This is a genomic window from Enterobacter sp. CGMCC 5087 (assembly GCF_003144775.1).
In the GTDB taxonomy this organism is placed as follows: domain Bacteria; phylum Pseudomonadota; class Gammaproteobacteria; order Enterobacterales; family Enterobacteriaceae; genus Enterobacter; species Enterobacter cloacae_M.
Map to the genome: position 1 here is coordinate 1 of NZ_QFXN01000185.1, position 349 is coordinate 349.

General features: G+C 61.3%; 1 pseudogene. It reads left to right on the top strand.

Annotated features, from left to right (window positions below):
• A pseudogene (locus DEO48_RS15585) lies at window positions 1-349 on the top strand (type VI secretion system ATPase TssH); the annotation flags it as partial.

A 349-nucleotide genomic window follows, 5' to 3' on the forward strand; every position in this document is an offset into this window, starting at 1 on the left:
CGATGATGAACCGATGGCCGCACTGCGCGAGCTCGAGCAGGAGCTTGACACGCTACAGGCATCATCGGTGCGGGTGTCAGCGCATGTGGATGCCCGGCAGGTGGCTTCGGTTGTGGCAGAGTGGACGGGCGTGCCTGTCAACCGTATTTCGCAAAGCGAACTGGACGTGGTGATGAACCTGCCAGCGTATCTTTGCGACAGTATTCGGGGCCAGTCGCTTGCCATTGAACATCTGCACCGGCATCTGCTGACGGCACGTGCTGACCTTCGTCGTACCGGGCGTCCGCTGGGCGCATTTTTGCTGGTGGGCCCCAGCGGGGTCGGGAAAACCGAAACCGTGGTGCAGATT